Consider the following 24,992-nt stretch of genomic DNA (forward strand, 5'->3'; position numbering starts at 1 on the left):
GGACCGCCGCCATGAACCGCCGCCGATTCCTCGCGGGCGCCGCAGCGGGCGCCGCCATCAGCACCCTGGACTGGCTCCGCTTCTTCCGCTCCTTCGGAGTGCCGGGGACGAAGAAGGAGCTGGGCTTCGCCGAGGCCGCCGCCGCCGAGGCCGACGACCCGCACTTCCTCATCTACTGGTTCCAGGAGGGAGGCTGGGACGGGTACTCGATGTTCAACCCCGTCCACACGCCCAATGACGCCATCCGCGTCGTCCCGGCCGGAGAGCTGCGCCCCACGCCCTCCTGGACGCAGCACCGCTACCGCCCGAAGAACTACGGCACCACGCCGTCGGACCCGCCCAGGATGCAGGGCAACATCCAGTACGGCTACCTGGCACAGGACGGCCTGGACCTGTTCCCGGACCTGGCGGTGGTGTCCAGCCACAACGGCAACACCTTCCACTCCGGCGGCCGGTGGGAGTACCACTACGGCAAGTACAGCGCCTCGCTGTCCGGCAAGCGCAACGCGGACGAGCGCACGGTGATGCAGGCGTTCTGCGAGGCCTACGGCACCGGCTACCTGTTGCCCCACGTCTCCTGGCACCGCTGGCTGTCGGACGGTGAGCTGTCCATTCCGTCCTACCCGGAGGGCACCGGCTACTACGAGAAGCTGGGCCCGGTGCATGCCCACACGCTCTACGGCAAGACGCCGGGCGCGATGCGAGACAGGCTGTCCTCGTTGGGCAACGTGGCGCAGGGCCAGCGCGACGCGCGCATCCGCCAGTTCACCGACAACCTGCAGGCCAGCTTCCTGGCGGAGAAGAACAGCGAGTCGGTGCGCGCCTTCTCCTCCGCGCTCCAGATTCACCGCGCGCTGACGGCGGGCGGCAGCATCAACCTGGACCCGCGCACGCTGTTCACCGACACCACGCTGCGCGCAGAGTTCGGCATCACCGCCGCGGACGAGGCCACCGACTCCTCGTCCATCAACGGCAACCCCGCTCGCACCAAGGAGACGCCCAACACCAACGTGCAGGCGTTGATGACGTACGAGCTGATGACGAAGGGGCTGTCCATCGGCTTCTTCATCGAGAACCGGGGCCTGCGCCAGTTCGACACGCACCGGGACCGGCGCTCCATCATGAACAACAAGGGCCAGACGGAGCAGCGCGACACCATGCGCAAGCACCTCTGGAACCCGCTCAAGACGCTGGTGGCCAAGCTCAAGTCGACGCAGTACGGGACAACGGGCAAGAGCTACTACGACTTCACCACCATCGCCCTCGCCTCGGAGATGGGCCGCACGATTCAGGGTGACGTGGAGGGCATCCTCACCAAGGCGGACGTGACGGATGCGCAGAAGTACGAGGAGATCATGCTCCAGGACTGCTGCCAGCACTGGCGGGTGAACAGCGCGGCCTTCCTCGGCGGCACCGTGCGCGGAAACACGCAGTACGGCCGCGTGGGCAGCGTCTCGCTGGACGGCATTCCCATGATGCCGGATGGCACCTTGGACCCGGCCTTCAACCCGGACACGGGCCTGCTGATGACGGGGCGGACCAAGAGCGCCAACAGCTTCATCTCCGACGCAGGCCACCTCTACGCGACGGCGTTGCACCTGTCCGGCCTGGACCCCGCGGCGCTGAAGGCCGCGGGCAAGGGCAAGAACGACAGGCCGGCGATGAAGTTCATCAAGCGCTGAGGCGACGAAGGCGACCTGGAGTGCTCCTCCGGGTCGCCCTCGTGCGCGAGGGTCATCCGTCCAGGGCGCGCGCCACCGCGTCGACGACCTCCTGGTCCGTGGGGAAGGCCAGTGACTCCTTCCGGATGACGACCTTGTCACCCACCCTGACCTCGTAGCTGCCCGACGGGCCTGGCTTCAGCTCCGTCTCCACATCCAGTTCGTCCTTCAGCACGGCCGCCGCACGGGCGGCCCGAGGCTTGTAGCCTCAGGAATTACAGTAGGTAATCGAGACCGGCTTCGCGTCCGCCATGGTGCGTCTCCTCGCGTGGGCGCATCGACTCGTGCGCACGTCCTGGAGATAATGCGTTTCAAGCGCGCGAGCCAGCCTGCTTGTCTGCCTCGACCGGGACGCGCACGAGGCCCGGGGGCCCTTCGTCCCACCTGCTCGCGACGCCCGTCCGCTCGAGACCTGCGCGAGCCTCCGAGGCGCCCTCCCGCCTGCCTGCCCCGACCGGGGACGGGCGCGAGCTCGGGGGGGCCGTCGTCTCGCCGGCCCGCGCCTCCTGTCCGCGCAAGACGTGCGCGCGGCCCGGAGGAGCCTGCCCTCATCCCGGCCTCTCGGGTCGTTCATCGGTGAGCGGGACTTGGGGCTCCGTGCTCGTACCCGAGGACGTCGCCATCCATCGCGGTTAGGTTCCCGGTCCGCCATGACCGACTTTCGTGAGCGCATCGCCGCCGCCTATGACACCGAGGCCTTCCGCCGCGAGGGTCGCCAGTTGGTGGACACGCTGGCGGACTATCTGCGACAGGCCGAGCGCGGCGAGGGCCTGCCCGTGTTGCCCTGGGCGGCTCCGGCGGTGAACGTGGACCGCTTCGCCGCCTCCTTCCCGGAGGAGCCCACGGGAGACTTCGCGGAGCTGATGGCGAGCGTGCTCTCCGGTTCCAACCACCTGCACCACCCGCGCTACGTGGGCCACCAGGTGACAGCCCCCGTGCCGCTGGCCGCGCTGTGCGACGCCGTCTCCTCCCTGCTCAACAACGGCATGGCGGTGTACGAGATGGGTCCGGTCTCCACCGCCATGGAGCGCAACGTGCTGCGGTGGATGGCGGCGCGCCTGGGGATGCCGGAGTCCACGGACGGCGTGCTGACCTCGGGCGGCTCGCTCGGCAACCTCACCGCGCTGCTCGCCGCGCGGCAGGCCCGGGCCGGCTACGACGCCTGGAACGACGGCGCGCACGCGGGGCCGCCGCTCGCCGTGCTGGTGCCGACGACCGCGCACTACTGCGTGTCGCGCGCCACGCGGGTCATGGGCTGGGGCTCGGGCGGTGTGGTGCCCGTCCCCGTCGACAGCCGCTTCCGCCTGCGCCCGGAAGCCCTGGGGCCCGCGCTGGAGTCGGCCACTCGCGCGGGGCGCAAGGTCATCGCCGTCGTCGCCAGCGCCGGCTCCACCGCCACCGGCGCGTTCGACCCGCTGGAGCCCGTGGCCGACTTCTGCGAGCGCCACGGCCTGTGGTTCCACGTGGACGCCGCGCATGGTGCCGCCGCCGTGCTCAGCTCCGAGTACCGCCACCAGACGCGTGGCATCGACCGCGCGGACTCCGTCGTCTGGGACGCGCACAAGGGCCTGTTGATGCCCGCGCTGGTGACGGCCGTCCTCTTCCGCGACGGCGCGCGCTCCTTCGAGTCCTTCGCCCAGGAGGCCAGCTACCTCTTCGGCAACACCGAGCGGCCCTGGAGCGACGTGGGCCTGCGGACGATGGAGTGCACCAAGGAGATGATGGCGCTCAAGCTCTACACCTGCCTCCGCGTGCTGGGCACGCGCCTGTTCGCGGACGCGGTGACGGAGTCGTACACCCTGGCCCGTCGCTTCGCCGAGCGCCTCTCCGCCGCCCCCGACTTCGACGTGCCGGTGGCCCCCGACTGCAACATCGTCTGCTTCCGCCACACGCCCGCGCACGTCCCGCCCGAGGAGTGGGACGCCCTCCAGGCCCGGCTGCGCGAGCGACTGGTGACACGCGGGGACTTCTACCTGGTGCAGACGAAGCTGCCCACGGGCGTGTACCTGCGCGTCACCCTCATCAACCCCCTCACCACCGACGCGGACCTGGACGCGCTGATGGAGGCGCTCAGGACGGCAGCTCGACGGTGAACTCGCTGCCGACGCCGGGCTCGGAGGCCACCGAGACGACGCCGCCCAGCACCGACACCATCTCCCGCACCAGCGTCAGCCCCAGGCCCACCCCCGGCTTGGACTTGTTCTCCAGGGGCTCCAGGTGCTCGAAGGGCTCGAACACGCGCGACTGCGCGGCGCGAGGGATGCCCGGGCCGGTGTCTCGCACCCGCAGGCGCCAGCCCTGGGGGCGCTCCTCCACCGCCACCGACACGCCGCCCTGCTCGGTGTACTTCACCGCGTTCGTCACCAGGTTGAGCAGCACCATCTGGACGATGCGCGGGTCCGTGCGCGCCACCGCCTTGCCGGGCGGCCGCTCCAGCTCCAGCGCCAGGCCCTTGCGGCGGGCCTCCGCGCGCGCCTCCTCCACCACCTCCTCCACCACCTCGCCCAGGTCCACGGCCTGACGCCGCACCACCAGCCGGCCCTCTTCCAGCTGGTTGTACTGAAGCACCATCTCCACCATGTCCCGCAGGCGCACGGTGGAGCGGTGCATCCGGTCGAACATGTCCAGCGCGCGGGGCGGCATCCCTCCCAGCTCCCGCTGGAGCGCATGTTGGGTGAGCTGGAGCACCGACAGCGGCGTGCGCAACTCGTGCGACACCAGTTGGAGCAGCGTGCTGCGCGACGTGCTGGCGCGCTCGGTGGTCTCCAGCGCCACCTCCAACTGCCGCTTGCGCATGCCCAGCTCGCGCGCCATCGCCTCCAGGTCCACCGAGCGCGCGGCCAACAGGCCCTGCAGCACCTCGCGCGTGCGCTTCACCACCGCCAGGTTCGTCACCCGCGCCACCAGCTCCTCGGAGACGAAGGGCTTCACCACGTAGTCCTGCGCCCCCGAGCGCAGCAGGTCCACCCGCAGCGCATCATCCGCGCGCGCGGTGAGCAGGAGGATGGGCGTGGACTCGATTCCGGGACGCGAGCGCACCGCGCGCACCAGCTGGTCTCCCCCCATGCGAGGCATCATCAAGTCACTGACGATGACGTCCGGTTGCATCCGCTCCGCCTGGACCAGCCCGTCCACGCCGTCCACCGCGGTGGCCACCTGGAAGTCCTTCGACAGGGTCTCCACCACGAAGCGGCGCATCTCCCGCGTGTCCTCCACCACCAGCACGCGCGGGCGGCTCGAGTCCTCCGCGCGCGTCGACGCCACCACCTCCCGCGCCTCAGGTCGCAGCAGGTCCAGCTCCGCGCGCGCCGCCGCGTGATGCTCCACCCGCGCCTCCACCTCCGGACGCGCCGACAGCTTCGCGCCCGAGGGCGCCATCAGCGGCAGCTCCACCACGAAGCGGGCGCCGCCCCCCGGCCGGTCCTCCACCCAGACGCGCCCCTCGTGCAGCACCACGAAGTCCCGGGCAATGGCCAGGCCCAGCCCCGTGCCCCCCAGGTCCCGCACGGTGGCCTCGTCCCCCTGGCGGAAGCGCTCGAAGATGGCCTCACGCAGCTCCAGCCGCACGCCCGGCCCGGTGTCCTCCACCACCAGCCGGCCTCGCCCCGCCTCCGCGCTCAACGCGACGCGGATGCTGCCTCCCGGGGGCGTGAACTTGGCGGCGTTGGACAAGAGGTTGAGCACCACCCGGTCCACCTTCTCCGAGTCCACCTGCGCCGGCAGCATCGCCGGCAGCTCCAGCGCGAAGTCCAGCCGCCGCTCCGCCGCCAGCCCCTCGAAGTTCTCCGCGCCCAGCCGCACCAGCCTCGCCAGGTCCACCTCCTCGTACTGGAGGCGCATCTTCCCCGCGTCCAGCTTGGCCACGTCCAGGAGCGCGTTCACATGCCGCAGCAGCACCCGCGCGTTGCGGCGCACCACCTCCAAGTCCTTGTGGGCGGACTCGGACAGCTCCCCCTGGTTCAGCAGCCGCTCCACCGGCCCCAGGATGAGCGTCAGCGGCGTGCGCAGCTCATGGCTGACATTGGCGAAGAAGCCGGTGCGCTGCGCCTCGGATGCCTTCAGCCTCGCGTACAGCTCCTCCAGCTCCACGGAGCTCTTCTCCAGACGCACCCGGCGCTCCTCGGACAGCCGCGCCGCCTCCGTGAACTCCACCACCCGCCCGCGCAGCGGCACCAGGTACATGCCCGTGGCCACCGACGCCACCGCCGTCACCACCTTGATGCCACCCGCCAGGTAGTAGGCCGAATACCAGACGTTCCACACCTCCATCAGGTGCGTCAGCCCACACGCGCCAATGAAGACGCCAAATGACAGAATCATCCCGCCAAAAGGCAGCCGGCTGCGTCGCACCATCGCGTACAGCGACAGGGAGATGAAGAAGTAGGCGGCGCCGATGAGCGCGTCCGACAAGACATGCATCACCACCAGCTCCTGCTTCCACAGATAGCAGTGGCCGTGAGGCATGTTCCAGGCACCGTAAAGCACGTCCCGCAGACCCGCCCAGGGTCCCTCTTCCGCCAGGGAAGACCGCACCAGGGAAACCGCGCCGCGTACCGCATGTCCGAGCTGGTCGTTCATGGCGTTCCCTTCCACTGTCCGCATGACAGGGGGGCCCCCCATGGCCCTCCCCCCAAGAAAGCATTCCACGCAAAACAGGCACCTCTTGCTACCCCCCCATCTCACACTGGCGCGAGGGGAAAGGGCATTCACCCCGGCTCCACGCGCCGGGTGCTGGACAGTCGCCCTCCCCCCCGAAATGAGGTAGAGGGCTCAACGCCATGCTCGTCTCTCTCGTCATCCCCGTTTACAATGAGATTCCCACGCTCGCGGAGCTGCTGCGCCGCTGCATCGCCGTCGACTTTCCGAAGGAGCTTGTCCTGGTGGACGATTGCTCCCGGGACGGAAGTCGGGAGCTGCTCCAGCAGCTCGCGGAGCAGGGCGTGGGCGTGTTGGGGGGAACCCCCAAGAACCGCAACGAAGTCCGGGTGCTGTTCCAGGAGCAGAACCAGGGCAAGGGCGCCGCGCTGCGGCGCGGCTTCGCGGAGTCGACGGGGGACATCATCCTCGTTCAGGACGCGGACCTGGAATACGACCCCAAGGACATCCCGAAGGTGATTCAGCCCATCCTGGACGGGGATGCGGACGTCGTCTTCGGCAGTCGCTTCACGGGGACGCCCCGGCGGGTGCTGTACTTCTGGCACACCGTGCTCAACAACATGCTGACCACGCTCTCCAACATGACGAGCGGGCTGAACCTCACGGACATGGAGACCTGTTACAAGGCCTTCCGCGCCGAGGTGCTGCGCTCCGTCGAGGTGGAGGAGAACCGCTTCGGCTTCGAGCCCGAAATCACCGCCAAGGTGGCCCGAGGCAACTGGCGCATCTTCGAGGTGCCCATCAGCTACCACGGGCGCACGTACGAAGAGGGCAAGAAGATTGGCTGGAAGGACGGCGTGCGCGCCCTCTACGTCATCGGCAAGTACGCGCTGAAGCGGTAGGGGCGGCGGGACATGGCCGCCGCCCCCACCGGGGCGGTGCTACCCGTGGGCCCGCGTCTCCGGCGCCGGCGGCTCGGGCGGCGGCGCGGCGGGCTCCACGCCCATCAAGAGCGCCTTGGCCGCGTCCACCGCCTCGCACGTGCCCGTCAGCGCGAGCACGTCTCCAGCCCGCAGCACCTCCTGCGCGGTGGGCACGGAGAGGCTCTCCTCACCGCGCTGAATCGCGAGCACCGTCGCGCCGGTGAGGCCGCGCAGGTTCACCTGGGCCAGCGTCTTGCCCGCCACCGGGCTCTTCTCCTCCAGCCGCACGGACGCCGGCGCGCCCAGGCCCGGCAACAGGCCCTGGACGTGGTCCAGCGCGTGCTCGTCCCCGCCCGGCTCCTTCGAGTGGGACTGCGCCGCCAGCGCCGCGACGATGACCTGCGCTCCGGCGCGCACGTGTCCGTGCAGGTTGGTGGCGCCGCGCCAGAACGCCACACCCAGCGCGCCCACCAGCGTCAACACGATGAGGGGACCGGTGGCGCCCTTGAGGAAGGGCTGCGTCACCATGACGACGGGGATGCCCACCAGCAGGACGATTCCCACCTGCAGCGTGACGAGCAGCACCCGCCGGGGCGCCGCGGCCAGGTCCAGCTTGCCGTCCTTGCGCGCCGGCAGCGCGGCTTCCGCCAGCGTGGCGCCCAGCCGCCGGGCGATGCCGATGACGCCCAGGATGAACGGCACCGACAGCAGCACCGCGCCGCCGAGGATGACGTTCTTGGACACGTCCTCGTCCAGCCCCGTGCGCGTCTCGACGAAGCCCGCCATGCGCTCGGCCGACATCGTCGTGCCAATCACCAGCGTCACCAGCAGCACGGCGTCCAGCACCAGCAGGCGAATCAGCCGCCGCACGTCCGCGCCCAGCGTCTCGCGCCGGGGCGCCTGCCGCAGCCGCTCCACCCAGGTGCCGTACAGCGTGACGAAGGTCTGCAGCGGCTTGGGCAGCTTGCGGTCCACCCACGTCGCCACCGGCCCCGACACCTTGATGAGCAAGGGCGTGGTCAGCGTGGTGATGGCCGACACGGCCACCGCCACCGGATAGATGAACGAGCCCGTCGCCTTCAAGGACAGCCCCAGGCCCGCGATGATGAAGGAGAACTCACCAATCTGCGCCAGGCTCATGCCCGCCTGGACGGACGTGCGCGTGCCGTTGCCCGTGAGGAACGCCCCCAGCGTCACGCTGAGCAGCTTGCCCAGGATGACCACCGCGGTGAGCACGAGGATGGCCGCCCAGTGCTCGACGATGAGCTCCGGGTTGATGAGCATGCCCACCGACACGAAGAAGATGGCCGCGAACATGTCGCGCACCGGCTGCACCAGGTGCTCCACCAGCTTCTCCTCGCCCGACTCCGCCACCAGCGAGCCCGCGAGGAACGCGCCGAGTGCCACCGAGTAGCCGAACGACTGCGCCAGCAGCGCCACCGCGAAGCAGATGCCCACGCTCGTCACGAGCGTCGTCTCCGGCCGGTTCAGCTTGATGACCGCGCGCATGGCCCGGGGGATGATGAACAGGCCCACCGCCACCAGCCCCACCAGGAACGCCACCAGCTTGCCCGTGGTGAGCGTGAGGTCCTTCACGTTCAGGCCCGCGCCCGTGGAGACGGCCGTCAGGGTCGCCATCAACAGCACGGCGATGAGGTCCTCGACGATGAGCACCCCCACCACCAGCTCCCGCAGCTTGCCCCGGATGCCCTGCTCGTCGAACGCCTTGGCGATGATGGTGGTGCTGGAGATGGCGATGAGCGCGCCGGTGAAGAGGCTCTCCAGCGTCGTCCACCCGAAGGCCCGCCCCACCACGAAGCCCAGCCACACCATGATGCTGCACTGGATGACGGCGGTGACGCCGGCGGTGAAGCCCACGGAGAACAGCTTGCGCAGGCTGAACTCCAGCCCCAGCGAGAACATCAGCAGGATGACGCCCAGCTCCGACAGCGTCGTGACGACCTCTGGATTGGCCACCAGCGGAATCGGCACGAAGGGCCCCACGACGAGCCCCGCGAGGATGTAGCCCAGCACCACGGGCTGTCGCAGCTTCTGGAAGAGAACAGTCGTCACCGCGGCGACGCACAGGACAATGGCAATGGCCTGGAGGACCTCGTGGGCTCCGTGCATCAGGTCACCTCAAAAATGAAAAACTCGGATGGGACACGACCCGCCGTCGCTCCGAGGAAATCGGAGACAAAGGCCGTCGCGCGCGAAGGAAAGGAAAAGACGTCGTAACGCCGGAAATGAGCGCGGGCTCGAACAAGCGCCGGACGAAGCCGGCACGACGCTCGCGGCTCAGCGGCCCCGGGGAGGACCGCGCAACGGCCGGGTGACGATGGAGGGACGGTCCGCGATATCCCCGCTCGAAGTGGGGGCCGCCGCAGACCGACGTTCTCTCAAGGTGACGCGCGCGACGGCGTGACGCCGCTCGCGGCCCCAGCGATGGAGCGCCTGGAGGTCCGGCTCGAAGGCGGCGCGGCCTCGCGCGGAGGACGGCGGGGTGAAGGCGAGGCCCGAGCCGACGTGCAGACCCGAGTCCCAGCCCCCCAGGTCGGTGACGTGGAACTGCGCGCCCCACCGACGTGAAGGCCCTTTCGAGGACTTCGAGCCCTGGCGGACGGAGGTCGCGCCGCTGTCCAGGTAGAAGCTCCGCTCGGAGGCCCACACGGTGGGGCACTCGGCGGCCTCGGCGCGAAAGACAGTGGCCAGGACGAGGCTCACCCCCAAGGCGAGCAGCACCGTCCGGAGCGTCTCGCTCCCGGAGCCGGGCATTCGCGATGTCGTGCCGGGGGAGCGCATCACTCGTTCAGGTACTACGCCGGACCTGGGCCCGTAAAGCGCGCCCTGCCTCACGCTCGCCAGTCCGCTGGAGCCAGGCTCCTGGCGCGGGACAGCTGCTCCACTGGTTGTCGCGCTCGCTGACGCGTGAGGCTGACGCCTTGCTCCAGGCCGGCGCGTCACAGACCTGTAGGGCCATGTCCTCCCCCGCGCGCGGCGCACGTTCGCGTCGGTGAAGGGGCCCGGGGCCCTTCCGTGTGGAGGGGGAGAACGTCCACCCGTGCACATCGACGGCAGGCGTCGATTCGTCGTGGGGCGGGGCCTGCCGGTTGCGAGGATCGGCCCTAACTTGAGGGCGTGCTTTCACGATTCTTGCTCTACGGGTGCACGGGTTGGGTGTTGGAGGTCCTCTTCACCGGGGCTGGCGCGGCCTTGAGCAGGGACCGGAGCGCGACGGCGCGGACCTACCTGTGGATGCACCCCATCTATGGAGGCACGGCGCTGGCGCTGGAGGAGGTCTCCGCGCGGCTCAAGCCCCTGCCTCGGCCCCTGCGGGCGCTGGCCTACACCGCCCTCATCTTCGGCGCGGAGTACGCCACGGGGTGGATGCTGCGCAAGCTGCTCGGCCGCTGCCCGTGGGACTACGCGCCGCACCGGTGGAGCGTGCACGGGCTCATCCGCCTGGACTACGCGCCCGCCTGGTACCTCACCGCGCTGATGTTCGAGCCGGTCCGGGACGGGCTGCTCCACGTCACCAGCGAGGCCCTGCGCCACACCCCCGAGTACCGGGAGGCGGAACAGGCGGGGGAATTGCCCGTGTGCCTGCCAGAAGGCCAGGCGGAGCAGGCCGGCGTGGTGGCCGCGCGCTTCGAGCAGGCCCACTCGGAAGCGGCTCCCTGAGCCCCCGAGCCTCGGGTCTCCAAGTCCGGTGGCCGACTGCCCCCCAGGCGGTTATTGGAGCGCCGCCGGCTTTTCTTCCTCCGTGCCGCGTCGCGTAGTACCTTCGCGACCGCTCTTCCCACGCGCCAGCGGGAAATTCCGCCGACTCTTCGAAAGTTTCCGCCCTCGTATGTTCGACTGGCTTCACACCCTTTTTTCGCGCGACCTCGCCATCGACCTCGGGACGGCGAACACGCTCATCTACATCCGCGGTCAGGGCATCGTGTCCAACGAGCCCTCTGTGGTGGCCGTCCAGCATGACGCGCGCGGGGGCAAGAAGGTCCTCGCGGTGGGCAAGGAAGCCAAGGAGATGCTGGGGCGGACGCCGGGCAACATCGTTGCCATCCGGCCGATGAAGGACGGCGTCATCGCCGACTTCGAAATCACGGCGGCGATGCTGCGCTACTTCATCCAGAGCGCGCACAACCGCAAGACGCTGGTCAATCCTCGCATCATCATCGGCATCCCCTCTGGCATCACCGAGGTGGAGCGCCGCGCGGTGCGTGAGGCGGCGGCGAACGCGGGCGCGCGCGAGGTCTACCTGATTGAGCAGCCCATGGCGGCGGCCATCGGCGCGGGCCTTCCGGTGACGGAGCCCAGCGGGAACATGATTGTGGACATCGGCGGCGGCACGTCCGACGTCGCGGTCATCAGCCTCGCCGGCATCGTGTTCGCCAAGAGCGTGCGCATCGGCGGCGACAAGCTGGACGAAGCCATCATTCAGTACGTGAAGCGCAAGTACAACCTGCTCATCGGTGAGCGCACGGCCGAGCTCATCAAGATGGGCATTGGCACCGCGTACCCGACGGACGAGGTCATGACCATGGAGATCAAGGGTCGCGACCTGGTGGCCGGTGTGCCGCGCACGCTGACGGTGTCCAGCGACGAAGTCCGCGACGCGCTCGCCGAGCCCGTCAACGGCATCGTCGAGGCCGTGAAGCTGACGCTGGAGCGCACGCCGCCGGAGCTGGCGGGTGACATCGCCGACAGGGGCATCGTGCTGGCCGGTGGTGGCGCGCTCCTGAAGAACCTGGACACGCTGTTGCGCGAGGAGACGGGCCTGCCCGTGTTCCTCGCGGAGGACCCGCTCTCCGCCGTCGTGATGGGCGCGGGCAAGGCGCTGGAGTCGCTCGATATCCTCCGGCAGGTCTGCCAGCCGGGCTGAGGCCCGGAAGTCACTTCCCGCCTGCGCCCACGGCGCCGTGCCTTTCACGAGGCCGGCGCCGTTCGTGTATCCGGGGACGGGTTTGACAGCCATGTGGCGCCTGGATTGTGGTGCACCGCATGAGCTCATTCTCGGTTCGTCACACGCTGTCGGGAGTCCTCGCCGCCACGCTGCTCTTGTCCACGCCCGCCCTCGCCGACTGGGTCGGGGACCTGCGCGTGAAGAGCGCCCCACTGCCCGGACAGAAGGGCGCGCCCCCGGAGACGAAGGGCAAGATGTACGGCCGTCCGGGGATGATGCGCATGGACCTGGCGCCCGCCGAGGTTCCCGGCGGCATGTCCATCATCTTCGACTGGGACAAGCGCACCGGCACCACCCTCTTCCACTCGAGGAAGGCCGCCACCAGCCGCAGCCTCGATGACATGTCGGTGAAGATTCCCGGCACCTGTGTGGGCAAGGACCAGGACTTCGACGCCTGTTTCAAGGAGCAGGGCTTCAAGAAGGTCGGCACCGAGAAGGTCAACGGCCACCCCACCGTCGTCTACGAGGGCGTTCCTCCCGGCGCCGAGGGCAGCATCCAGCGCCAGAAGGTCTGGCGCCCCACCGACCTGCCCGAGGTCGCCTACGTGCGCAGCCAGACCTTCGACAAGCAGGGCAAGGTCCAGGCGGACATCGACGTCACCAACATCCAGATGGGCGCGCAGCCCGCCTCGCTCTTCGCCGTCCCCGCGGGCTACCAGGAGCTGGACGCCGCCAGCGCCGCGCCCCCCATCATGGGGTCCTTCAAGCCCGAGGACCTCCAGGGCAAGACGCCCGAGCAGATTCAGGAAATGATTCGTCAGCGCATGCAGCAGGGCCCGCCGCCCGCGAAGAAGAAGTAGCGCCGCGTCACCCCGTGCGGGACGCCGCGCCGCCGCTTCCAACGCCCAATGCTCGGGCCTGGGGGCGGCGGTGCTTCGCATACAGGTCATCGCGCCACGCGAGCAGGTCGGGGAACGCGGCGGCCAGTGACTCGTGATGCCAGATTTCGCGCGTCCCCGGCCCGAGCGGCAGCCACGCATCATCCACCGGCCGCGCGAACTGGAGCATGGCGCACGCGGTGATATCCGCGTAGGTGAAGCCATCCTCCAGGTAGGGCCGTCCACGAAGCTCGGCGCGCAGATGCTCCAGCGCGGGGAGGGCCGTCTGACGAATCGCCGCCTCTGGGTCCGCCATGGCCTTGTGCTTGCGTGCGATGAAGCGCGCACCCAGCCGCGCCGTCGGAGCGGACACTCCCCGGAGGAAACCCGGGATGAACGAGGGCAGGCTCTCCGCCTGCGCGCGCGGGTTGTGGAGCAGGCGGCTCACCACGCTGGCGCGAGCAATGCTCAACACCTGGTCACTCACCGCCTCCCAGCGCTGGATGGCGGCCATCGCGCTTGCGGGGAACAATGCCGAGCCCTGCCCCAGCGCCTCGGCGCGGCGGGCGATGGCGAACGAGCCCGTCGTCGCAACGTCCTGCTCGACGAACAGCGGCACGGAGGGATGCGTGCCTTTCGGAGTGCGCCAGCGCAGGGCCAGCTCACCGATGAGTGGCATGTGCTCGCGATAGCGGTGGTCCACACGGTGATGGTCCAGCGCCCAGCGGGCCTTCTCCGTCCACCCCGAGTAGCTCAACCCGTAAAGAGTGCGCATGCGCCGGGACGCTACCGCCACCACGGGCCCCGTGCATACTGGCCCCATGCCTTCAACTCTCCAGCTTCATCTCCGAGACTTGAGCAGCACCCTGGTGGCGGCCTGGCGCCAGGAGTTCGCGGACCTGCCCGGCATCACCATCTCCCACGGCGACATCTTCTCCGAGCGGGAGGGAGTCGTCTCCTCCGAGGCCCCCATCGACGTGCGCGCGGACGCCATCGTCAGCCCTGCCAACAGCTTCGGCTTCATGGATGGAGGCATCGACGCGGTCTACACGTACCAGCTCGGCCCCCAGGTGCAGGAGCAACTGCGGGAGCTGCTCGCCCAGGAGCACGGCGGAGAGTTGCCCGTGGGCTGCGCCGTGATTGTGCCCACCGGTCGCGAGGAGATTCCCTGGTGCATCAGCGCGCCCACCATGCGCGTCCCGTCGGACGTCAGCGACACCGTGAACGCATATCTGGCGCTCCGGGCCTCGCTGCGCGCCGTCCTCGCCCATAACGTCACCGCGAAGAATCCCATCCGCACCGTGCTCTGTCCGGGGCTGGGCACCGCCGTCGGTCGCATGCCACCGGCGCGGTGTGCGAAGCAGATGAAGGAAGCCTGGCTGAGCACCGTGCGAGGACCTCCCTCCATTCCCGTGTCGGTGAGACAGGCCGCCGATGACGACTGGCGGCTGCGGCAGTAGTGCCGCACCGGTCCTCCGCGGCCCCGTGGTACAAGCCGGCCCCGATGAGCCCCGCCAAGAAGACCCTGTCCGCGAGGAAGAAGTCTCCGGCCCAGAAGCCCGGGAAGACCGTTGCCCGCAAGCCCATGGCCCGGAATGCAACGCCCGATGAGCCCGCTCCCGCGAAGGCCCCGGCCCGGAAGACAACGTCCAAACCACGGGCTCCCACGCCGAGCCAGGTGGCGACCCCAAAGGCGGCATCCACTCCAGGCGCCTCCGCCACCGCGACGCCGACCGGCGAGCTGCCCATCGTCTTCTTCGCGAGCATGGATGCCTTCGACACATGGCTCCAGAAGCACGCCGCCACCTCGCGCGGCGCGTGGCTCAAGCTCACCAAGAAGGGCCACAGCCCCGCCTCGCTCACCTATCAGGAGGCGCTGGAGGTCGCGCTGACGTGGGGCTGGATTGACGGCCAGAAGGGCCGCTTCGACGACACGGCCTACATCCTGAGATTCACCCCGCGCGGCCCGCGCAGCATCTGGTCGACCATCAACCGCGACAAGGCGCTCGCCCTCATCGCCGCGGGCCGGATGAAGCCCTCGGGGCTGGCCGAAATCGAGAACGCGAAACAGAACGGACGCTGGGAGGCCGCCTACGAATCCCAGAGCAAAATCACCGTGCCCGCAGACCTCGCCGCGGCCCTGGCCGCCAATCCCCGCGCGGAGGCGTTCTTCGCCACCCTCAACTCCGCCAACCGCTACGCGGTGCTCTTCCGCATCCACCACGTGAAGAAGGCCGAGACGCGCGCGCGCAAAATCGCCGAGTACGTCGAGATGCTCGGCAAGCACGAGAAGCTTCACAACTGACGCAGGACGCTCCACCTCAGACATGGCCGAATCCTCCAGCAATCCACCGGTGCTCTCCGTCCGCGAGCTCTGCAAGTCCTACGCGAGCACCGTCGCCGTGGATGGCATCTCCTTCGAGGTCGGCCGCAACGAAATCGTCGGACTGCTCGGCCCCAACGGCGCCGGCAAGACGACGACCATCAACATGGTGCTCGGCGTCCTCGAGCCCACCTCCGGCGCCATCCACATCCAGGGCGTGGACCTGTCCCGACGCCGCTCGCAGGCACTCGAGTACACCAACTTCGCCGCTGTCTACGCGCCGCTCCCCGGCAACCTCACCGTCGTCCAGAACCTGCGCTACTTCGGCATGATTTACGGCGTGAAGCGCGTCTCCGAGCGAATCGAGGCCCTCCTCCAGGAGTTCGACCTCGCGCGCTTCCGCGACACGAAGTGCGGCGTGTTGTCCTCGGGAGAGCAGACGCGCGTCGCGCTCGCCAAGGCCATGCTCAACCGGCCCCAGCTGTTGCTGCTCGACGAGCCCACCGCCTCGCTGGACCCGTCGACGGCGCGTGACATCCGCGCCCGCATCCGCGACTTCACCGCGAAGGGCACCGGCGGCGTGCTGTGGACCTCCCACAACATGTACGAGGTGGAAGAGGTGTGTGACCGCGTCCTCTTCATGTCGCGCGGCAAGGTGCTCCTCCAGGGAGACCCGCGCAAGCTGCCCCAGGAGCACGGCAAGGCGACGCTGGAGGAGCTGTTCATCACCGTGGCCCGCGAGCCCCTCGCCCTGGAGCACGCCTAGCCATGCGCCTGTCCCGCGCCGCCGCCATCGTCCTGCGCCAGTTCTACCTGCTGCGAGGAAGCCCCTCGCGCGTCTTCCCCCTCTTCGTCTGGGTGGCCATCGACATCGTCCTATGGGGCTTCATCACCCGCTACCTGGGCACCATCACCCGCGAGCCGGGCATGGACCTCCTGCCGGCGCTGCTCGGCGCGGTGCTCCTCTGGGACTTCCTCACCCGGGTGATGCAGGGCGTGACGATGGCGTTCTTCGAGGACGTCTGGTCGCGCAACTTCCTCAACGTCTTCGCCACCCCCATGACCATCGCCGAGTACGTCACCGGGCTGGTGCTCTCCAGCATCGCGACCAGCTCGGTGGGACTCGTCGTCATGATTGTCGTCGCGGGCGCGGTGTTCGGCCTGTCGATGCTCGTCTATGGCGCCATGCTGGTGCCGTTCCTGCTGGTGCTGTTCCTGTTCGGAATCGCGCTCGGCATCGTCGGCACGGCGGTGGTGCTCCGACTGGGCCCTTCCGCGGAGTGGTTCATCTGGCCCATCCCCGCGCTCTTGTCCCCGTTCGTCGGCGTCTTCTACCCGCTGTCCACCCTGCCCTCGTGGATGCAGGCCATCTCCCGGCTCCTGCCCCCGTCGTACGTGTTCGAGGGCATGCGCACCATCGTCGCGGGGGGCTCGGTGTCGTGGACGACGGTGCTGATGGGGGGCGGCCTCGCCGTGCTCTACATCCTGCTGGCCGCCCTGTTCTTCACCCGCGTTTTCCGCCACGCCGTGCGCACGGGCCTCATCGCCCGCTACAGCGCGGAGAGCGTGAGCTGAGCGCTCAGTCCATCAACTGCTGCGACAGATAGACGTGGTGCAGCGCCCACCGACGCGCGTTGAGCATCGGGTCGGAGTCGTTGGAGTGCCCGCCGTCGGTGTTCTCGAAGTACAGATACGGCAGCCCCATGGCCTCCAGCTTCGCGGCGAACTTGCGCGCATGGCCCGGGTGCACGCGGTCGTCCTTCGTGTTGGTGGTGATGTACGGCTTGGGGTAGCGCACGCCCGACTTGAGGTTCTGATAGGCGGAGTACTTCGAGATGAACGCCGCGTCCTCGGGGACGAACGGGTCGCCGTACTCGCCCACCCACGACGCGCCCGCCGGCAGCTTCGGGTAGCGCATCATGTCGATGAGCGGGCTCTCGATGACGGCCGCGTTGAGCAGCTCCGGATGCTGCGTCATCACCACGCTGGTGAGGACCCCTCCGTTGGAGCGCCCGTAGATGCCGATGTGACTCGGTGAGGTGAGCTTGCGACGGACCAGGTCCTCCAGCACGGCGGCGAAGTCGTCGAACGCCCGCTGACGATTCTCGCGCAGCGCGGCCTGATGCCAGCGCGGACCGAACTCGCCACCGCCCCGGATGTTGGCGACGACGTACGCCCCACCGCGCTCCAGCCACAACTTGCCCATCTCCGGCAGGTACATGGGCGGCTTGGAGACCTGGAAGCCGCCGTAGCCGTACACCACCGTCGGCGTGACGCCGCCCGCCTTGGGCTTCAGGGGCCGCACCAGGAAGTACGGCACCCTCGTCCCGTCCTTCGACTTCACCCAGAACTGCTCCACCCGGTGCTTCGTCGCATCGAAGCGCGCCGGCAGCGACTTCACCTGCTTCACCGAGCCCGACGCCGCGTCACCGAGCCACAGCGACGTCGGCTCCAGGAAACCCTCCGCGCCGGCGAACAGCTTCTCGTGCGAGGACGACGTGGCGACGATTTCCACCGCCGCGTTCTTCGGCATCGCCAGCCGCTTGCGAGTCCAGCGGCCCTTGTTCGACGAGTAGACATCCAGCGCGCCCTTCACGTCCTCGTACAGATTGACGAGCAGCCGGGTGCGCGTGGCCGACACGCGCTCGATGGCCTGACGCGGACCGGGCTGGAAGATGAGCGTGGGCTTCGCCTTCGCGGCGTCCTGCTTCAGCGCGTCCAGTGACCAGGCCAGCAGCGCACCCTGCTTGAAGCGGCCCCAGTCCTCTTCAATCGTGAAGACGACCTGTCCCTGGACGAACGCCTGGAAGGACACCTTGCGCGGAAAGGGCAACCGCACCGGCGCCGCGTCTCCGAGCAGGAACAACTCCGACTCGTAGAACGTCACCGCGCGATTGATGAGCACCCCTTGGAGCTGCCCATCCGCGTCGTGCAGCACAATGGGCGAGGCGGACACATCCTTGCGCTCGCCCCGGAAGACCTCGGTCGCCTGCTCCACCGGAGTGCCGCGCTTCCAGCGCTTGAGCACGTAGGGGTAACCGGACTCGGTGAGGGTGTCACCGCCCCAGTCCTGGCCCACGAGCAGCGTGTCCATGTCCAGCCACGACACGGACGGCTTGCCCTCCTTCAGTCGGAAGCCGCCCTCGACGAACTGCTTCGTGCCCGCGTCGAACTCGCGCGACTCCACCGCGTCCTTGCCGCCGTTGGAGAGGAAGACGACGCATCGCAGGTCCGCGGGGGGCAGGCAGTCGTGGCCCTTCAAGACCCAGGGCGCGCCCTCCTTCTTCGCCAGCGCATCCACGTCCAGCACCGTCTCCCAGGGGATGGTGGCGCTCGCGTAGCCGTCCGTCGTGGTGTGCCGCCACTGGCCGCGCGGGTTCGTTGCGTCCTGCCAGAAGGTGTCCACGCCACCAGCGCGGAAGGACGGCGTGGGGATGCGGTCCGTGGCGGTGAAGATGCGCAGCGCTTCGGCCTGGAACGGCTCGAAGCGCGGGTCCTTCTCCAGCACCGCCTCCGTTCTGGCGTTCTGCGCGCGCACCCACTCCAGCGCCCGCTGCCCCTGCACCTCCTCCAGCCACAGGAAGGGGTCCTCCTCCGCCATCGCCGAGGAAGCGGTCAACAGCCCGGTCAGCAGCGGCACGACAAACAACCTGCCCATGTCCTCATCTCCTGATGGCGGCGCGGCGCGGCCTCCAACACGGCGCGCCAGCTCCCATTCCGATGGGCCAGCTTCGCCCAACCCCGGCGCCCTGGCCACCCGCACCCCGTGCTCCCACCGACGACACGCCGAGTCCTGCCCTCGCGGGCTCAGGGAATGAGCAGCACCTTGCCCGTCGTCTCACGGGCCCGCAGCGCGCGGTGCGCCTGGGCGATGTCCGCGAGCGGATATCGCTGGCCGATGAGCACCTCGACCTGACCCGAGCCCACCAGCGTGAACAGCTCGTCGTAGCTCCGCGCGAGCAAGCCCGGCACACCGAACAGCGGCCAGCCCGAGAAGCCCGTGACGAACTGATTGCGGCTGTAGAGCCCCAGCACCTGCGCCGAGTCCAACTCGCCGAGCTGGTGCGTCGCCGCGCCGCCGTAGATGATGAGCGTGCCCTGGATGGCCAGCACCTCCAACCCGAGCCGCCGCACCTCCCCGCCCACCTGGTCGTAGATGACGTCCGGGCCTCGCCCCTCCGTCTCCATGCGGACCCGCGCCGGCCAGTCCGGCTCCGCGTAGCTCACCACCACGTCCGCGCCGAGCCTCCGCGCCACCGCGAGCTTCTCCGGCGTGCTCGCCGTGGCGATGACGCTCCGGGCCCCTTTGAGCCTGGCGAGTTGCACGAGCCAGGAGCCCACGCCCCCAGCCGCCGCGTGGACCAGCACCACCCTCCCCGCCGGAGGCACGTGCGCCAACATCCACAGCGCGGTGAGCCCCTGGAGCATCATCGCCGCGCCCTGCTCGAAGCTGATGGCATCGGGAAGGGGCACCAGCAGCGATGTCTCCACGACGAGGGCCTCGGCGGCGGCGCCTCCCAACCTTCCCGCGACGAAGAGCGGAATGACTACCCGCGCGCCCACGCCCACCCCCGTCACGCCCGGCCCGAGGGCCTCCACGACTCCCGCCGCCTCCATGCAGGGGATGAAGGGAAACTCGAGCCGGACAGGAGCATCTCCCTGCCGGATGACGGTGTCCCCGAAGTTGAGACCGATGGCCTTCACTCGCACCCGGACCTGTCCCTCGCCGGGCGTGGGAGTCGGGACTTCTTCGTACGTCAGCACCTCGGGCCCACCGTTGCGGGCCAGCCTCACGACCTTCATGCGCGCACCTCCGGAAGGCAGTGAGCCATGGCCTCGCCAATGGCCTCTACCCACTTCGTCGTGGGATACCCACCTGGAGGTCAGCATGGAGCGACGACGATGAAGAACCTTCCCGAGGTTCCGGCCGAGCGGGCGCTGCGAGTGATTGGCGGGCGCTGGAAGCTGCATGTGCTGTGGCATCTGCTGGAGCACCGGCGCCGCCTGTCCGAGCTGCAGCGCCTCATCCCCGGCATCACCCAGAAGGTCCTGATTCAGCAACTCCGTGAGCTGGAGGCGCACGGCGTGGTGAGCCGCGAGGTCTTCGCCGAAGTTCCGCCCCGCGTGGAGTACGAAGCGACACCCCTGGGCCTCACCCTGCGGCCCCTGCTCGAGTCCCTGTGCTCCTGGGGACGTCAGCACGCCCAGGCACGGGGAGCGCGCTGATCGCCCCACCGTCCAGAACTTCCCACGCGGTCAGCCGTTCAGAGCCAACATGACCCTCCCTGTCCCGCGCCTCCTCGGGGTGCTCCGCGCCCTGGGCCTCGCCGCGTCAGTCCTGCTGGTGCCTGGCCTGGTGCTCGCCGCCCGCCCCAATGCTCCGTCTCCCGAGGGTCGCGACCGCCCCCTCACCTTCGTCTCCACCGACAAGCCCTTCTACCGCCCGGGAGAGTCCGTCCTGGTGCGCGGGCTCGTGCTCCAGGCCCTCACCCACAAGCCCATGACGGGCGGAGTGAACGCCGTCATCGAGGTTCGCGGCCCCCGGGGAGACCTCATCGCCCAGGGCCGGGTGTCCTCCCCTGAGACGGCCTGGGGCTACTCGTGGTCCATCCCCGCCGGACAGGCCGGTGGTGAGTACACCCTGCGAGTCAGCGACCCCTGGACGTCCGGAGCCCCGGTGGAGCGCAAGTTCGAGGTGCGTGCCTACCGCGCGCCCCGCCTGAAGACGCAGGTCCAGTTCCTCCGCGACGGCTACGGCCCCGGGGACACCGTCACCGCGACGCTCGACGTGACACGCGCCGAGGGCGGCGTGCCCGAGACGGCGAAGGTGTCCGCCACCGCGCTCGTCGACGGCGCCAGCGTGGCCGAGCAGACCTGCGCGGTGGACCCGCAGGGCCGCTGCACCGTCCGCTTCAACCTGCCGAAGGCCATGGAGCGCGGTGAAGGGACGCTGGCCTTCACCATCCAGGATGGCGGCGTGGTGGAGACGGCGGCGAAGACGATTCCCATCCTCCTCCAGACGCTGGACCTGGCGATGTACCCGGAGGGCGGTGAGCTGGTGGCGGGACTGACGTCGCGCGTGTACTTCGAGGCGCGCACTCCCGCGAGCAAGCCCGCGGACCTCACGGGCGTGGTGCTGGATACGAAGACGGGCAGGATTGTCGCCACCGTGCGCTCGGAGCACGAGGGCCGGGGCCGCTTCGAGCTCACCCCTCGCGCTGACACGAGCTACGCGCTGCGCATCGACTCACCGGCCGGCATCAAGAAGACCTTCCCGCTGCCCACCGTGAAGGCGACGGGCGCGGTCATTCGCGCGCGCGAGGATGTGATTGCGCCGGGTGGACTGGTGCGGCTCGTCGTGAGCAACACGGGCGTGGGTCGGACGTCGGTGACGCTGAGCCAGCGCGAGGTGCGCGTCGCCTCGGCGGTGCTCGACGCCGAGGACGAGAACCCCGTGACGCTGGACCCGGGCAAGGCGGATGGCGTGCTCATCGCCACCGTGTGGGACGCGGACGGGCGGCCCCTGGCGGAGCGACTGGTGTTCCGCCAGCCCGCGAAGGAAATCACCGTGGAGCTGAAGGCGGACCGCACCCGCTACGAGCCGGGCGCGCCCGTGGAGCTGACGGCGCGCACCCTGCGCGGCGGCGAGCCCGTCTCCGCGCTGGTGATGCTCACCGTCACCGACGACGCGGTGCTGCAGCTCCAGGAGAAGCGCGAGCAGGCACCGTCGCTGCCGGTGATGGTGCTGCTGGAGCACGAGGTGAAGGAGCTGGCCGACGCGCAGCTCTACTTCGACAAGACGAACCCGAAATCGCGCCTCGCGGTGGACCTGCTGCTGGGCACCCAGGGTTGGAGGCGCTTCGCGTTCATCCACCCGCGCACCTTCATGTCCAGCCACGGAGACGCGGCCCTGCGGACGCTCGCGATGCATGCGTCGCTGCGGTTGCCGGGACTGCGAGACAAGGCGGACCGGAATCAACGCCTGCCCAAGATATCCAGGCGGTTCATGCGGGCCGAAGCGGCCCCGGAAGACGTGGAGATGGCGGAGGGCGCGGGCGATGGCCTGGCGTTCAGGGATGAAGACAGGGCCTTGAAGGGCGCGGTGGCTGCTCCCGCGGCCGCCGTGGCTCCCCCACCTCCTGCCCCTCCCGCGGCTGAGCCCGTTCTGGCCAGGGCGCCAGAGATGCAGGCTCCGGCGGACCTCAAGGTGGCGATGGAGGTCCTCGAGGCTCCCATCCAGGATGAGCAGCCCCGGAAGAAGAGGGCGCACGCCGGCCGTGGGATGGCGGCTCCGGTGTGGCAGGAGCCGGGGGTGCCCTCGTCGTTCATCTACCTGCGTGAGTACGCGCACGTGACGCGACCGGGCCGCAAGTCTGGGGACCGGGTGGACTTCGCGGAGACGCTCTACTGGAACGCGGGCGTGCGCACCGACGCGCGCACCGGCGAGGTCCGCGTGCGCTTCGCGACCAACGACTCCGTGACGACGTTCAAGGCCACGGCCGGCGCGGTGGGTGACGGGGGCGAACTGGGCTCGGCCGTGGCGGAGCTGGAGTCCTCGCAGCCCTTCTACGTGGAGCCGAAGCTGCCGCTGGAGGTGACGTCGGGTGACGTCGTCCGTCTGCCGGTGGCGCTGGTGAACGGGACGGACGCCGCGCTGACGGGTGTCTCGTTGAAGGCGGAGCTGAAGGGCGACGTGAAGCTCAGCGGCAACCGGACCATGGACCTGGCCGCGAACGGGCGCGGGCGACAACTGCTCTCCCTGGAGATTGGCCAGCAGTCGCAGCCGGTGGACCTGAAGCTCATCGCGAGCACGGGCAACTACACGGACACCGTCACCCGCACGCTGTCCATCAAGCCCCGAGGCTTCCCGGGCAGCGTGTCCTTCGGCGGGCTGATGTCCTCGAAGAAGCCGGCCATGCACACCATCACCCTCCCCGACAGCGTGCTGCCCGGCAGCGTCCGCGCGACCATCGCCCTGTACCCGGGCCCCGTGTCCAACCTGACCGAGTCGCTCGCGCGCCTCATCCGTGAGCCGAGCGGCTGCTTCGAGCAGACCAGCTCCACCACGTACCCCATGACGATGGCGCAGCAGTACTTCCAGACGCACACGGGGGTGAACCCGGAGCTGGTCGCCTCCGCTCGCGAGAAGCTGACGTCGGGCTACCAGCGACTGGTGGGCTTCGAGACGAAGGAGCAGGGCTACGAGTGGTTCGGCGAGGCCCCGGGCCACGAGGCCCTCACCGCCTTCGGCCTGCTCCACTTCACGGACTTGCAGCAGGTGCACACCGTGGACGCGCAGATGCTGCTGCGCACGCGCGAATGGATGCTGAAGCAGCGCGACGGTCAGGGTGGCTTCAACCGCAAGCGCCGCGCGCTGCACGTCTGGGTGGAGGACCCCGACACCTCCAACGCCTACATCACCTGGGCGCTGCTGGAGAGCGCGCCCCAGAAGGCCGCCACGGCGAAGGAGCTGACCCGCGAGGTGGCCGCGGTGAAGCAGGCCGCGACGAAGAGCACCAACAGCTACGTCGTCGCCCTGGCGGCCAACGTGCTGTCGCTCGCGGGTGACAGCGCGTCGGCCCGGTCGCTGATGGGCAGGCTCGCGAAGCTTCAGCAGCAGAACGGCGTGGTGGGCGGCGGCACGCAGTCCATCGTCGGCAGCTCGGGGGACACGCTCGAAATCGAGACGACGGCGCTGTCCGTGCTCGCCTGGTTGCGCGAGCCGGAGTACCTGGCGAACGTGCAGCGCGCGATGAAGTACATGGCGGAGTCCAGCGACGGTGGCCGCTATGGCGCGACGCAGAGCACGGTGCTCGCGCTGCGCGCCATCATCGCCTACGACAAGGCCCACGCGGCCAACGTCTCCCCGGGACGGGTGCGCGTCTTCGTGGAGGGCCGTCCGGTGGGTGAGCCGGTCAGCTTCACGGGTGCTTCGCAGGAGGCGCTCAAGCTGCCGGACGTGAGCAAGCTGCTCGGCCCGGGTGGGCGGCAATTGGAGCTGCGCATGGAGGATGGCTCGGAGCTGCCCTACACGGTGGAGGTCACCTTCAACGCGCTGGTGCCGGACAGCTCCAAGCAGGCGCAGGTGTCGCTGGAGGTGGCCCTGGCGAAGCACGAGCTCATCGAGGGCGAGCCCACCGAGGCCCGCCTCATGGTCCTCAACCGCACCGGTCAGCACCTGCCGACGGCCGTCGCCATCTTCGGCGTGCCCGGTGGCCTGGAGGTGCGGCATGACCAGCTCAAGGAGCTGGTGAAGCGCAAGGTGGTGGATGCGTACGAGGTGCTGGGACGCGACGTCGTCCTGTACTGGCGGGGCATGGAGGCGAAGAAGCGCATCGACGTGCCGCTGTCCCTGGTGGCGTCGGTGCCCGGCACGTACACCGGGCCCGCGAGCCGCGCGTACCTGTACTACACCGACGAGCACAAGGTCTGGACCGAGGGCGTGAAGGTCACCATCGCCCCGAAATCCTGAGTCACTGAAGCCCGCGTGGAGCTTCCAGGGGGACGGCCTCGAAACACGGCCTCCTGGAAGCTTCTGCTGTTGCAGCAGAAACCCCGGAACAGAAACACCATGAGTGCGACTCCTGGTCGCCTCCGAGGTATCGTCGCGCGGAGTACGAGGAGCCACGGCCCCACGCGATGAGC

General features: G+C 69.4%; 19 protein-coding genes. 12 read left to right on the plus strand and 7 right to left on the minus strand.

Going from position 1 to position 24,992, the window contains the following annotated elements; genetic code table 11:
- The first annotated feature begins 11 nt into the window (after positions 1-11).
- Complete coding sequence (locus tag HUA78_RS08895) at positions 12-1,682, plus strand: DUF1501 domain-containing protein (protein WP_174476068.1); 1,671 nt, start codon at positions 12-14, stop codon at positions 1,680-1,682.
- 52 nt (positions 1,683-1,734) lie between these two features.
- On the opposite strand, the gene HUA78_RS08900 is transcribed toward HUA78_RS08895, so the two are convergent.
- Complete coding sequence (locus HUA78_RS08900; RefSeq protein ID WP_254623608.1) at positions 1,735-1,974, minus strand: Rdx family protein; 240 nt, start codon at positions 1,972-1,974, stop codon at positions 1,735-1,737.
- A gap of 397 nt (positions 1,975-2,371) precedes the next feature.
- Here HUA78_RS08900 and HUA78_RS08905 point away from each other — a divergent pair, with 397 nt between their 5' ends.
- Positions 2,372-3,814, plus strand: a complete 1,443-nt coding sequence (locus tag HUA78_RS08905) for an aminotransferase class I/II-fold pyridoxal phosphate-dependent enzyme (protein ID WP_141641341.1) — start codon at positions 2,372-2,374, stop codon at positions 3,812-3,814.
- Here the strand turns inward: HUA78_RS08905 and HUA78_RS08910 are convergent.
- Positions 3,792-6,299 carry an ATP-binding protein gene (locus HUA78_RS08910; RefSeq protein ID WP_141641342.1) on the minus strand — a complete coding sequence of 836 codons (2,508 nt, stop codon included), beginning with the start codon at positions 6,297-6,299 and terminating at the stop codon, positions 3,792-3,794. The genes HUA78_RS08905 and HUA78_RS08910 overlap by 23 nt on opposite strands.
- Before the next feature lie 200 nt (positions 6,300-6,499).
- On the opposite strand from HUA78_RS08910, the gene HUA78_RS08915 reads away from it, so the two are divergent.
- Positions 6,500-7,219, plus strand: coding sequence for a glycosyltransferase family 2 protein (locus HUA78_RS08915; RefSeq protein WP_141641343.1), 720 nt, complete (start codon positions 6,500-6,502; stop codon positions 7,217-7,219).
- Positions 7,220-7,258: 39 nt separating this feature from the next.
- Here HUA78_RS08915 and HUA78_RS08920 read toward each other — a convergent pair whose 3' ends face one another.
- Together HUA78_RS08920 and HUA78_RS08925 are read right to left on the minus strand one after the other, a co-directional pair.
- Positions 7,259-9,370: a cation:proton antiporter gene (locus HUA78_RS08920; RefSeq protein WP_141641344.1), complete on the minus strand. Its 2,112-nt coding sequence runs from the start codon at positions 9,368-9,370 to the stop codon at positions 7,259-7,261.
- 168 nt (positions 9,371-9,538) lie between these two features.
- Complete coding sequence (locus tag HUA78_RS08925) at positions 9,539-10,015, minus strand: hypothetical protein (RefSeq protein ID WP_174454048.1); 477 nt, start codon at positions 10,013-10,015, stop codon at positions 9,539-9,541.
- Between the two features lie 363 nt (positions 10,016-10,378).
- On the opposite strand from HUA78_RS08925, the gene HUA78_RS08930 reads away from it, so the two are divergent.
- The 3 genes from HUA78_RS08930 to HUA78_RS08940 all read left to right on the plus strand — a co-directional run bounded on the left by HUA78_RS08930 (position 10,379) and on the right by HUA78_RS08940 (position 13,006).
- Complete coding sequence (locus HUA78_RS08930) at positions 10,379-10,921, plus strand: hypothetical protein (protein ID WP_141641346.1); 543 nt, start codon at positions 10,379-10,381, stop codon at positions 10,919-10,921.
- A 169-nt stretch (positions 10,922-11,090) separates the two neighbouring features.
- Complete coding sequence (locus HUA78_RS08935) at positions 11,091-12,125, plus strand: rod shape-determining protein (protein ID WP_141641347.1); 1,035 nt, start codon at positions 11,091-11,093, stop codon at positions 12,123-12,125.
- A gap of 119 nt (positions 12,126-12,244) precedes the next feature.
- Complete coding sequence (locus HUA78_RS08940; RefSeq protein ID WP_141641348.1) at positions 12,245-13,006, plus strand: hypothetical protein; 762 nt, start codon at positions 12,245-12,247, stop codon at positions 13,004-13,006.
- Positions 13,007-13,013: 7 nt separating this feature from the next.
- On the opposite strand, the gene HUA78_RS08945 is transcribed toward HUA78_RS08940, so the two are convergent.
- On the minus strand, positions 13,014-13,799 hold the full coding sequence (locus HUA78_RS08945; RefSeq protein ID WP_174460813.1) for a glutathione S-transferase family protein: 786 nt from the start codon (positions 13,797-13,799) through the stop codon (positions 13,014-13,016).
- A gap of 46 nt (positions 13,800-13,845) precedes the next feature.
- Here HUA78_RS08945 and HUA78_RS08950 point away from each other — a divergent pair, with 46 nt between their 5' ends.
- The 4 genes from HUA78_RS08950 to HUA78_RS08965 are packed head-to-tail and all read left to right on the plus strand — an operon-like array spanning position 13,846 to position 16,922.
- Positions 13,846-14,484 carry a macro domain-containing protein gene (locus HUA78_RS08950; RefSeq protein WP_174476069.1) on the plus strand — a complete coding sequence of 213 codons (639 nt, stop codon included), beginning with the start codon at positions 13,846-13,848 and terminating at the stop codon, positions 14,482-14,484.
- Between the two features lie 44 nt (positions 14,485-14,528).
- Complete coding sequence (locus tag HUA78_RS08955) at positions 14,529-15,329, plus strand: YdeI family protein (RefSeq protein WP_254623609.1); 801 nt, start codon at positions 14,529-14,531, stop codon at positions 15,327-15,329.
- Between the two features lie 22 nt (positions 15,330-15,351).
- Positions 15,352-16,113 (plus strand): ABC transporter ATP-binding protein, encoded by a 762-nt coding sequence (locus HUA78_RS08960; RefSeq protein WP_174466688.1) that lies wholly within the window; start codon positions 15,352-15,354, stop codon positions 16,111-16,113.
- 2 nt (positions 16,114-16,115) lie between these two features.
- A complete protein-coding gene (locus tag HUA78_RS08965; protein WP_174466689.1) occupies positions 16,116-16,922 on the plus strand; it encodes an ABC transporter permease in 807 nt (268 codons plus the stop codon).
- A 4-nt stretch (positions 16,923-16,926) separates the two neighbouring features.
- Here the strand turns inward: HUA78_RS08965 and HUA78_RS08970 are convergent, their stop codons facing one another.
- Positions 16,927-19,005, minus strand: a complete 2,079-nt coding sequence (locus tag HUA78_RS08970) for a prolyl oligopeptidase family protein (protein WP_174476070.1) — start codon at positions 19,003-19,005, stop codon at positions 16,927-16,929.
- A gap of 149 nt (positions 19,006-19,154) precedes the next feature.
- Positions 19,155-20,150: a zinc-binding dehydrogenase gene (locus tag HUA78_RS08975; protein WP_174476071.1), complete on the minus strand. Its 996-nt coding sequence runs from the start codon at positions 20,148-20,150 to the stop codon at positions 19,155-19,157.
- Between the two features lie 99 nt (positions 20,151-20,249).
- Here HUA78_RS08975 and HUA78_RS08980 point away from each other — a divergent pair, with 99 nt between their 5' ends.
- Together HUA78_RS08980 and HUA78_RS08985 are read left to right on the plus strand one after the other, a co-directional pair.
- A complete protein-coding gene (locus HUA78_RS08980) occupies positions 20,250-20,573 on the plus strand; it encodes a helix-turn-helix domain-containing protein (RefSeq protein WP_141641356.1) in 324 nt (107 codons plus the stop codon).
- Positions 20,574-20,622: 49 nt separating this feature from the next.
- Positions 20,623-24,819, plus strand: coding sequence for an MG2 domain-containing protein (locus tag HUA78_RS08985; RefSeq protein ID WP_174476072.1), 4,197 nt, complete (start codon positions 20,623-20,625; stop codon positions 24,817-24,819).
- Positions 24,820-24,992 lie beyond the last annotated feature (173 nt).

Origin of the sequence: Myxococcus sp. CA033 (assembly GCF_013336625.1) — a bacterium.
GTDB classification, from domain to species: Bacteria; Myxococcota; Myxococcia; order Myxococcales; family Myxococcaceae; genus Myxococcus; species Myxococcus llanfairpwllgwyngyllgogerychwyrndrobwllllantysiliogogogochensis.

Excerpts from the sequence above, each read along its gene's own strand:
- HUA78_RS08950 (WP_174476069.1), top strand. The coding sequence starts at position 13,846 with ATGCCTTCAACTCTCCAGCTTCATCTCCGAGACTTGAGCAGCACCCTG.
- HUA78_RS08980 (WP_141641356.1), top strand. The coding sequence starts at position 20,250 with ATGAAGAACCTTCCCGAGGTTCCGGCCGAGCGGGCGCTGCGAGTGATT.
- HUA78_RS08910 (WP_141641342.1), bottom strand. The coding sequence starts at position 6,299 with ATGAACGACCAGCTCGGACATGCGGTACGCGGCGCGGTTTCCCTGGTG.
- HUA78_RS08940 (WP_141641348.1), top strand. The coding sequence starts at position 12,245 with ATGAGCTCATTCTCGGTTCGTCACACGCTGTCGGGAGTCCTCGCCGCC.
- HUA78_RS08915 (WP_141641343.1), top strand. The coding sequence starts at position 6,500 with ATGCTCGTCTCTCTCGTCATCCCCGTTTACAATGAGATTCCCACGCTC.
- HUA78_RS08895 (WP_174476068.1), top strand. The coding sequence starts at position 12 with ATGAACCGCCGCCGATTCCTCGCGGGCGCCGCAGCGGGCGCCGCCATC.
- HUA78_RS08965 (WP_174466689.1), top strand. The coding sequence starts at position 16,116 with ATGCGCCTGTCCCGCGCCGCCGCCATCGTCCTGCGCCAGTTCTACCTG.
- HUA78_RS08925 (WP_174454048.1), bottom strand. The coding sequence starts at position 10,015 with ATGCCCGGCTCCGGGAGCGAGACGCTCCGGACGGTGCTGCTCGCCTTG.
- HUA78_RS08960 (WP_174466688.1), top strand. The coding sequence starts at position 15,352 with ATGGCCGAATCCTCCAGCAATCCACCGGTGCTCTCCGTCCGCGAGCTC.
- HUA78_RS08955 (WP_254623609.1), top strand. The coding sequence starts at position 14,529 with ATGAGCCCCGCCAAGAAGACCCTGTCCGCGAGGAAGAAGTCTCCGGCC.
- HUA78_RS08970 (WP_174476070.1), bottom strand. The coding sequence starts at position 19,005 with ATGGGCAGGTTGTTTGTCGTGCCGCTGCTGACCGGGCTGTTGACCGCT.
- HUA78_RS08935 (WP_141641347.1), top strand. The coding sequence starts at position 11,091 with ATGTTCGACTGGCTTCACACCCTTTTTTCGCGCGACCTCGCCATCGAC.
- HUA78_RS08945 (WP_174460813.1), bottom strand. The coding sequence starts at position 13,799 with ATGCGCACTCTTTACGGGTTGAGCTACTCGGGGTGGACGGAGAAGGCC.
- HUA78_RS08905 (WP_141641341.1), top strand. The coding sequence starts at position 2,372 with ATGACCGACTTTCGTGAGCGCATCGCCGCCGCCTATGACACCGAGGCC.
- HUA78_RS08975 (WP_174476071.1), bottom strand. The coding sequence starts at position 20,150 with ATGAAGGTCGTGAGGCTGGCCCGCAACGGTGGGCCCGAGGTGCTGACG.
- HUA78_RS08920 (WP_141641344.1), bottom strand. The coding sequence starts at position 9,370 with ATGCACGGAGCCCACGAGGTCCTCCAGGCCATTGCCATTGTCCTGTGC.
- HUA78_RS08985 (WP_174476072.1), top strand. The coding sequence starts at position 20,623 with ATGACCCTCCCTGTCCCGCGCCTCCTCGGGGTGCTCCGCGCCCTGGGC.